The sequence below is a fragment of the Bradyrhizobium sp. genome (assembly GCF_049586575.1).
In the GTDB taxonomy this organism is placed as follows: Bacteria; Pseudomonadota; Alphaproteobacteria; order Rhizobiales; family Xanthobacteraceae; genus Bradyrhizobium.
Genome location: NZ_JBAVCF010000682.1, coordinates 1 through 9,230 on the forward strand (window position 1 = coordinate 1; position 9,230 = coordinate 9,230).

Here is a 9,230-nt window from a genome sequence, read left to right on the forward strand (position 1 = left end):
GGCCCACCGGATGGCTCGCCCGCGGCCGCGTCAGCGTCAAAAGCTGGGCTACCACCTTGAGCGCCGGCATTGCGCGGGAGCGCCGCTGGCTGTGACGCATCGCGCCTCATACCGGAGGCCGGAATGACCCCAAGCCGCTCGGCGATGCCTTTCAGTTCTCTGACGATGACCCACAAGCTCAGGATAAGCAGCCCCGAGCAGGCGGTCACGGCGCCGGCCAGAATCAACGTGTTGCCAAGGCCGAACTCGTTGATCGGGATCCCGAAACCGATCGCAACAAGACCTGCCAGAAGGCAGCCGATCCCGGCGACCAACATTCCAATCATCATCAATTCCACCCCTGGCGGCGCCCCACCTCTATTACGCGCAGCCTCCGCAGTCCCCGCCGCCACGATACCGTCATATTGCCCCCCTCGCCAACGCCAATTGCTGAGGTCGTTCCGATAGCTGGGGGAACCTATGGAACCGGAACAAGAGAGGCATCTGCGACGTTAGTTGCACTGCGACAGGCGAATTACGCCACAATTGCCAATTACTTGGCAACGGAACTGCGCTATATGGATGCCGGAGGATGAGGCCCAAAGGGCGCTAGCTGGGCCAAAGGGACACCGGGTTACCAATAGCCATGTCATCAATCACGACTTCGGCTCTCGATACGCCTTCGCGGCGCTCGATGGAGAGAACCTGGGATGATGCCGCAATATTGGCATTGGCGGGGGTCGGATTGGTCGCAAGCCTCACCTTTCGCGACTACGGGCTCGGCTGGGACGATTACACTCACGCCGAATATGCCGATCTGCTGCTGCGGATGTACGGCTCCGGGTTCAAGGACACTGGGGCGTTATCGTTTGCTAATCTCTACATGTATGGCGGCGGCTTCGATATGGCTGCGGCGCTGCTGCACAAGGTGATTCCGCTCGAATTGTTTGAAACGCGCCGGCTGCTCGGCGCGATCGTCGGCATCATCGGCCTTGGGGTCACCTGGCGGCTGGGTCGTCGCGTCGGCGGCCCGCTCGCGGGCCTTGCGGCGCTATTGCTTCTGGCGCTGTGTCCGACCTTCTACGGTCACATGTTCATGAACCCCAAGGATGCGCCATTTGCAGTGGCAATGGTAATCCTGATGCTCGGTCTGGTTCGTCTCGCGGAAGAATATCCGCATCCCTCGCCACGAACGGTTCTGATCATAGGCCTTGGCGCCGGTTTTTCGATGGGCTCACGCATTCTCGGTGGGCTGGCGTTGCTTTACGCGCTCGTTGGCTTTATGCCGATGTTGATCGAGGAGATCCGCACGCACGGGGCGCGTGAGGCTTTGCGGCGGTTTGCGCAAATGTCCTACGCCCTTTTACCCGGCCTGATCCTCGGTTATCTCATCATGGGATTGATCTGGCCGTGGTCGATCATCGAACCCGGCCATCCCTTCCAGGCCGTCACCTATTTCTCGCACTTCTTCGAAAAGCCCTGGAAGGAGATGTTCGACGGCGCGCTCGTGTCAGTTCCCGACATGCCGTGGTCGTATCTCCCCACGCTATTCGCCTTGCAGCTTCCGGAAGTTTTGCTGGCGCTGACAATCGCCGCAATTATTGCGACCATCCTGACCTTACCGCGTAACGACGTTCCGGCGCGCCGCAAGACGATCTTTCTGATGCTGACGCTCGGCGCGGTGCTGCCGATCGCGACCGCCATTCTGAAGCGGCCTGCGCTTTATAACGGCATCCGCCATTTCATCTTCGTCATTCCGCCGATGACCGTGCTGGCGGGCTTCGCCTTCGCCAGGGGAATGGATTGGCTCAAAGAAAATCGCCGCAGCTGGCAGCCGGCCGCTCTTGTCGTATTCTCGTTCGGCCTGCTGCTGCCGCTTGGCGAAATGATCCGCCTGCATCCTTATCAATACACCTTTTTCAATCACATCGCCGGCACCGTACGTGGCGCTGACGATCGCTACATGCTCGATTACTGGGGGCTGGCCTTCAAGCAGGCCTCCGATGGCTTGCACGAGGAGATCGAGGAGCGGCACGAAACTCCGCCGGCCGGCCGCAAATGGAAGGTCGCCGTATGCGGGCCACAACGTCCGGCCCAGGTCGCACTGGGCCCCGATTTCACGATCGGCTGGGACAGCCATGCGGCCGACTTCGCGATGACGCTCGGCGAATTCTACTGCAAAGGGCTGACCGCGCCGGTGCTGGTGGAAATCAAGCGCGACGACGTGGTGTTCGCTCGCGTCTACGACATCCGCGGACGCAGCATTTCCAGCCTGCTGTCGATACCGGCGCCCTGACGAACCGCTAACCCTCATTGCAAAGCATGACTGCCACACCGGTTGGCTGTCTTGCCGTGCGGCGAGCGGCGAAATAGGTTTGGATAACTCAGCGAACAACGGGAGAACCAGCGATGTCGCCAGCGGAAGCTCGCCTGAAAGAGGTGCCGTCCGGGATGACCGAGGCGGAATGGAGCCAGCGCGTCAATCTTGCCGCCTGCTACCGCTTGATTGCCCATTACGGCTGGGATGATCTGGTCGATACCCATATTTCCGCGCGGGTGCCGGGGCCGGAGCATCATTTCCTCATCAACCCTTACGGGCTCATGTTCGATGAAATCACCGCGTCAAGCCTGGTCAAGGTCGACCTCGACGGCAACCAGCTCTCCAAAAGCCCCTACAGCATCAATCCGGCCGGCTTCACGATCCATTCGGCGATCCATGAGGTCCGCGAAGATGCCGGCTGCGTCATTCATCTGCACACGCCGGACGGCACCGCGGTCGCAAGCTCGGCGGAAGGATTGTTGCCGCTCAATCAGACCGCACAGCTTGTTACTTTTGACCTCGCCTATCACGACTATGAAGGCATTGCACTCGATCACGATGAACGCCCGCGCCTGCAACGCGACCTTGGTGACAAGAACCACATGCTGCTGCGCAATCACGGCACCCTGACGGTCGGCCGGTCCGTAGCGTCGGCTTTTGAGCGCATGTTCCATCTCGAGCGCGCCTGCACCATGCAGGTTCGCACCCGCATGCTCGGACCTGTCGCCTATCCGGTCGACCCCGCGGTCATCGACAAGAACACCCAACTGCTCGCCAATCCCGAGCGCCAGGAACTCCGGTCAACCACGCTGGTGTGGCCGCCGCTGCTGCGTAAGCTCGACCGGCTGGATCCCAGCTACAAGAATTGAAAAATTAGCGGGTGCGGTGTAGAGTTCTACTCACATACCTCTACACGTCGAATCCAAACGCCGCCCAATCCCGGGCGGCGTTTTTGCGTTAGGCACGCTCCGCCTTCCATATTGCAATGCACTGCGTATTGCGGTCCGGATTTCCTGGCGATTAGATGCGGCGGGCACTGAGGGGAAAATCATGAAAAAGACCATCTATGTTGTGGCTGTCGCCGTAGCATTGACGGCGGTTTTACCCGCGGCAAGCGCGCAACAGGCCGATCCGCCGAAGCAGACGCTGACGGCCAAACTCAAACAAAAATATCTGGAACGGCGGGCCAAGTTCGTACGCCGCGTGAAGGATGTCTATTTTGCCGCCGGCTGCAAGATTCTAACCAACGAAGCTGGCATCCATTCCCTCACCGGCAGAGACAGCTATCTTAGCTTTGTCCAGGAGCAGACGATCCTCGATTTGAAAGAAGACGAGCAGCTGCTGCAGGCTGCGAAGCAGGAGGGCCTCGACCGCGCGGCAAAGCCCGGACAATGCGATTATTATCGCCGCCATCCGGAAGCCGCCGAGGCGATGCGACGGGCCGCGGCCGAAGCAGCCAACCACTAGCGGCCCTCGTTCTTCATGGAGAAGTTCACGACGCACGCGGCATCTCCGCCAGCGCCGCGAGAATTCTCGCCCAGGATCGAATGCCCTTGTGGAAGCTTCTGAGATCGTATTTCTCGTTTGGCGAATGAATGTTGTCGTCGTCGAGCGCAAATCCCACCAGCAGCGAGTCGAGACCCAAGGTGCGCTTGAAATCGGCAACGATCGGGATAGAGGCGCCCGACCCCATCAGCACGGCGTCCTTGCCCCACTCCTCCGCCAGCGCGCGCCGGGCGGCCGCGAGCGGCTTCATGTTCCAGTCAAGCGCCACGGCGGGCGCGTTGGAGTGATCGGTGAATTCCGCGCGGCAGTCTTTCGGCAAACGCGCCGTGACGTAGTCGCGAAACGCGTTTCGGATCCTTTCGGGGTTCTGTCCCTCCACCAATCGGAACGAAATCTTGGCGGATGCTTCCGCGGGAATGACGGTCTTCGAACCCTCGCCGATATAGCCGCCGACGATACCGTTGACGTCGCAGGTCGGACGTGAAGAAACCTGCTCGATCAACAGGCGTCCCTTCTCGCCGGCCGGGATCGACAGCCCGATTGGCTTGAGAAATTTTTCAGGCGTCAGATCAAGCTTCCGCCACTGCTCCAGAACGTCCGGCGGCACATCTTTGACACCATCATAGAAGCCGGGGATCGTGATGCGGCCGTCGTCATCGAAAATGCCGCCGAGAATGCGGGTCAGAACCCGGATCGGATTTTGCGCGCCGCCGCCAAAAATGCCGGAATGCAGATCGCGATTGGCTGCCTTGATCTTCACTTCCTCGTACACGAGCCCTCGCAACGAGGTCGTGATCGCCGGCGTGTTTGGATCCCACATGCCGGTGTCGCAAACGAGCGCGAAATCCGCAGCCAGGTCGCCTTTGTTCTTTTCAAGAAACGGAACAAAATTTTTGGAGCCGACTTCCTCTTCGCCCTCGATCACGATCGTCAGGTCGATCGGCAGCGACCCGGTCACCGTCTTCCAGGCCCGGCACGCCTCGACGAAGGTCATCAACTGTCCCTTATCGTCTTCCGCACCGCGCGCGACGATGATTTTCCGTCCGTCCACGTGGTCGGTTATGGCGGGTTCAAACGGGGGACGGTGCCACAGGCTGAGCGGATCGACAGGCTGCACGTCGTAGTGGCCATAAAACAACGCGTGCGTCCGTTCGCCGTCGCCACTGGACTTGCCAGGCCTGCCCCCGGATTTGGCGACAACGGCCGGATGGCCGGCGGTCGGCCGCACTTCGCTGGTCAGTCCGAGTGTGGCGATGTCCTTCGCCAGATGTTCGGCAGCCGTCCTGCACTCGGCGGCAAAGGCCGGGTCAGCCGAAATCGACTTGATCCGCAATAGCGCAAACAGCCGCTCGAGGCTGTTGTCGAAATCTGCATCGATGCGCTCAAGGACTTTTTGAAGTTGCGAGGCGTCGGGCATTTCCGATCTTCCTTTGGTTGGCAGGACCTCCGCACCTTACGGCACGCTGCCGGACGTGGACAAGGAGCTGGCCTTCCCTTCCGCCGGATGCAGGAGATACCAGCCAAGCGCTCCGGCCATCAGGGCGGTCGCGAAAAAGTTGTTTCCGAAGGCCTGCAAGTCATGTGGAAACATTGGAAGCGACAGGCACGCCAGGAAGCCTGAAATCGCCAGCACAATCCATGTTCCCTTGCGCACGGCGGCGCGGGGATCACAGGCCGCGCGGTGGATCAGGACCGTGAGCGGGAAAAACAGCCACATGAAATAGTATTGGCGCGCCAATGGCGATGCGACCGTCATGAGACAAAACAGGATGCCGAGCTCCTCGGCATCCGACCGGGGCGTCCTGCGCCGCGCCGGCGGCATCACGGCGATGAAGCCAAGACCGATCACAAGCGAAACGCCGGCCACGACCCAATTGGCAGCCTTGAAATCCAGATCAAGCAGATTCATGTACGCAGGCGGCCTGTTCGGATTGTCCTGATTGTAGTCGACCGGGCGAGTCAGGCGATGCGTCAAGGAGATCAGGGATTGGTTCATCCACGACCAGTTCTGATCGTCGCGCTGTCCGAAGCCCGCTTCCGAACTCGATCCGACCATTCCCTGATACCAGGTTCTCAGCTCGGAGAGATTATGCTGAAAGCCGCGCACCGGGGCGGGAATGACGATCAGAAAAACGACCAGAAGGATCGCCATGCTCGCGGCTGACGCCCATTGCCGCCGCCAAACAAGATAAGGAAGCACAGCGACCGGAAAAACCTTGATGGCGGTTGCGAGCGCAAACAGGATTCCCGAACTCCAGGGGCGCCCGTGTTGCAGGAACCAGAACCCCAATAGCATCAGCGCCAGCAAGACGAGATTGGGCTGGCCGAGGTCGAACATGTCAAAGGTGAACGAGATCATGATGACGGAGGGCAGCGCCACCAGCCAGGGATTTACGACCTTGTCGTCGCCCGTCATGGCGTTGGAAAGCTGGGCGGTCATCCACCAGGCAGTGACGTTCAGTAAACAGAGAAAAAGGTAGAGCGGGATCTTTCCGAAGTACGCGGGTATCGCAAGCAGGATCGCTGCTGGCGGCGGATAGAGAAACGCGAAAAAGGCGTGAGCGTCGTGCGGATAGAGGTCTTTGCCCTGCAAGACCTGCTGACCGGCCCAGAACCAGAGCGGATAATCCTTTGTCTTCCCGTGGCCGAAAATCTCGGGGCCGAGCACGTCCGCGGTCAAGATGAAGCAGCAGACCAGGAAAAGAAGATCGAGCGGCGCTCGCAAGGACGGAAATCTCAGCACGCGTCACTTTCTGAAAATTGAAGGAAGACCACACCAAATTCACTTCTATCGCCGCAGCAGGCTGCCGAGCGCACCGCGGACGATGGCGCGGCCGACCGAGCCGCCGATCGAACCGCCGACGGATTTGCCGAGATCGGCGGCCACGCCGCCGACGACCTTGTTGGTGACCGAGCGCGTGACGTTGCGGGCGATCAACTGTCCCGCGGACAATCTGCCGCGGGAGGTGTTGGCACCGAAAATCGTTCCGACGATGCCGCCGATCTGGCCCAGGATCCCACCGCCTCCGCTACTCGTTCCTGCCACCCGCTTCTGCAAGACTTCATAAGCGGACTCGGAATCGATCGCGGTGTCGTATTTGCCCTTTACGGGGCTGTTGTCGATGATGGCCTTGCGCTCCTCCGGCGTGATCGGCCCGATGCGCGCGGTCGGCGGCCGAACCATGACACGCTCCACCATCGCGGGAATGCCATTACCTTCCAAAAACGACACCAAGGCTTCGCCCTTGCCGAGCTCCATGATCACCCGGGCGGTATCGAGCTTCGGATTGGGACGGAAGGTCTGGGCCGCCGCGGTAACAGCCTTCTGGTCCCGCGGCGTGAAGGCGCGAAGCGCGTGCTGCACACGGTTTCCCAGTTGGGCGAGCACCTTGTCCGGCACGTCGATCGGATTCTGCGTGACGAAATAGACACCGACGCCCTTTGAGCGGATCAGCCGCACCACCTGCTCGATCTTGTCCATCAGCGCTTTCGGCGCATCGTTGAACAACAGATGAGCCTCGTCAAAGAAGAACACCAGCTTGGGCTTGGGAGGATCGCCCGCCTCCGGCAACTGCTCAAACAGCTCCGACAACATCCACAACAGGAAGGTCGCGTACAATCTGGGGCTTTGCATCAGCCTGTCGGCGGCCAGGATATTGACCATCCCGCGGCCGTCGCGATCGGTGCGCATGAAGTCTTTCAGGTCAAGCGCCGGTTCTCCGAAGAACTTGTCGCCGCCCTGGTTTTCCAGCACCAGAAGCTGACGCTGGATCGTCCCGACCGTCTGCTTCGAGACATTTCCGTATTGGGTCGTCAATTCTCCGGCATGCTCGGCGATAAAAGACAGGATCCCGCGCAGGTCCTTCATGTCGAGGAGCAACAGGCCCTGTTCGTCCGCGACCTTGAAGGCGATGTTCAGCACGCCCTCCTGGACATCGTTCAGGTCCATCATGCGCGACAGCAGGAGTGGTCCCATCTCGGAGACGGTGGCGCGCACCGGATGCCCCTGCTCACCAAATACATCCCAAAACACCGTCGAAAACCGGTCCGGCTGGAACGACAGCCCCATATCGACGGCACGCTTGAGGATGAAATCCCTGGCCTCACCGACTTCTGAAATGCCGGACAGGTCTCCCTTGATGTCGGCCGCAAAGACGGGAACGCCTGCACGCGCAAATCCCTCGGCCATCACCTGTAACGAGACGGTCTTTCCGGTCCCGGTTGCACCCGTCACAAGCCCGTGCCGATTGGCCAACGCCAGCGTCAACCAGGCTGGCTCTTCGCCTTTGCCGATAAAAATCTTCTCGGCAGTATCGACGGTCCGGGTATCGGGTGTTGCCATCGCATCGCCTCGTCGTGCACCTCAAGGCGCAGTCCAAACGCCGCACTTATAGTGCATGTTGCGAGCCGATTGAAACCTTCAACGAACGTTATGACCAATGGGAACGCATTTTCGTTTGGCGCACATTCGACCCGGTTTTGGCGCTTCGCGTCATCAAGTTCGCAACGAAACCAAGCCGTCAAGGGGCGAAATCGTCTCTTGCTCTTGCATTGCTGCAACACTTGCCGCTCGATTCACACCGACAGACACGGTGATCGCTTGTAATTCGTCCCGCAGAAGATCAAGATAAATCGCAAGTGGGGGATCCGGCGGACAAGCTGGCCGAGGACGGGGCACGATGGACGAACTAACGGCGTGGCTGGCCTCCAAGGCCGGCATTGAACGTACTGTGGCCGAGAAGACCGTCGGTATCGTTCTGGGTTACCTTCGCAAGGAAGGTCCCTCGGACAAGGTCCAGGCCTTGATTGACAAGATTCCCGGAGCAGAAGCGGCAATCTCCGCGTCGGAGAACGGTGGCGGCTTCGCGAAGCTGATGGGAGGCGGCCTGATGGCCGTCGGCTCGCGGCTGATGGGACTGGGCCTCGGCATCAACGACATTCAAAACATCGCGCGCGAACTTTTCCGGTTTGGCCGAGACAAAATCGGGGAGGATCAAATGGGCGCGATCATCGCAGGGACTCCCGGATTGCTTCAGTTCGCGTGACATAGATTTCACATCGAAGAATCATGACATATCCTATTTCCGAGATTGATGGCCTTCCCTCTTTCGCAGCTTCCAAACTGAAGTCGCTGGGCATTCGCACCACGGACCGCCTTTTGGAGGCGGCAAGAACCGTGAAGGGACGCAAGGCGCTTGCGGCCAAGACGGGTATCAGTGAACAGCAGTTGCTCGAGTGGGCGAACTTTTCCGACTACATGCGGATTCCCGGCATGGGCAGGGCAAAGGTCGGCTTGGTGCGCGCCGCAGGCGTTCCGACGGTGCGTGAACTTGCACTTCGGAATCCGTCCCGGCTGGCGCAGAACATGAAAGAAGTGAACATCAGGCGCAAGCTGGTCCGGGTTATGCCTTCCGAAAAATCGGTC

General features: G+C 60.0%; 8 protein-coding genes and 1 pseudogene. 5 read left to right on the forward strand and 4 right to left on the reverse strand.

Annotated elements, in window-relative coordinates; genetic code table 11:
- Window positions 1-326, reverse strand: a pseudogene (locus tag WB528_RS24965) (hypothetical protein); the annotation flags it as partial.
- A gap of 299 nt (window positions 327-625) precedes the next feature.
- On the opposite strand from WB528_RS24965, the gene WB528_RS24970 reads away from it, so the two are divergent.
- The 3 genes from WB528_RS24970 (at window position 626) to WB528_RS24980 (ending at window position 3,766) form a co-directional block, all read left to right on the forward strand.
- A complete protein-coding gene (locus WB528_RS24970; RefSeq protein WP_423891726.1) occupies window positions 626-2,275 on the forward strand; it encodes a glycosyltransferase family 39 protein in 1,650 nt (549 codons plus the stop codon).
- A gap of 113 nt (window positions 2,276-2,388) precedes the next feature.
- Window positions 2,389-3,168, forward strand: a complete 780-nt coding sequence (locus WB528_RS24975; RefSeq protein WP_423891728.1) for a class II aldolase/adducin family protein — start codon at window positions 2,389-2,391, stop codon at window positions 3,166-3,168.
- A 181-nt stretch (window positions 3,169-3,349) separates the two neighbouring features.
- A complete protein-coding gene (locus tag WB528_RS24980) occupies window positions 3,350-3,766 on the forward strand; it encodes a hypothetical protein (protein ID WP_423891730.1) in 417 nt (138 codons plus the stop codon).
- A 25-nt stretch (window positions 3,767-3,791) separates the two neighbouring features.
- Here the strand turns inward: WB528_RS24980 and WB528_RS24985 are convergent, their stop codons facing one another.
- Genes WB528_RS24985 through WB528_RS24995 form a run of 3 tightly spaced genes read right to left on the reverse strand, consistent with a single transcriptional unit; the run spans window position 3,792 to window position 8,147 of the window.
- Entirely contained in the window at window positions 3,792-5,222 is a 1,431-nt protein-coding gene (locus WB528_RS24985; RefSeq protein ID WP_423891732.1) for a M20/M25/M40 family metallo-hydrolase, read from the reverse strand.
- Between the two features lie 36 nt (window positions 5,223-5,258).
- Window positions 5,259-6,548, reverse strand: coding sequence for a glycosyltransferase family 87 protein (locus tag WB528_RS24990; RefSeq protein WP_423891734.1), 1,290 nt, complete (start codon window positions 6,546-6,548; stop codon window positions 5,259-5,261).
- A 45-nt stretch (window positions 6,549-6,593) separates the two neighbouring features.
- Window positions 6,594-8,147 carry a helicase HerA-like domain-containing protein gene (locus WB528_RS24995; protein ID WP_423891737.1) on the reverse strand — a complete coding sequence of 518 codons (1,554 nt, stop codon included), beginning with the start codon at window positions 8,145-8,147 and terminating at the stop codon, window positions 6,594-6,596.
- Between the two features lie 337 nt (window positions 8,148-8,484).
- Between WB528_RS24995 and WB528_RS25000 the strand changes: the two genes are divergently transcribed.
- Both WB528_RS25000 and WB528_RS25005 read left to right on the forward strand, forming a co-directional pair.
- Entirely contained in the window at window positions 8,485-8,850 is a 366-nt protein-coding gene (locus WB528_RS25000) for a DUF2267 domain-containing protein (protein WP_423891739.1), read from the forward strand.
- Window positions 8,851-8,873: 23 nt separating this feature from the next.
- Window positions 8,874-9,230, forward strand: a 357-nt coding sequence (locus tag WB528_RS25005) for a DUF4332 domain-containing protein (protein ID WP_423891741.1), incomplete at its 3' end; no start/stop codon positions are given.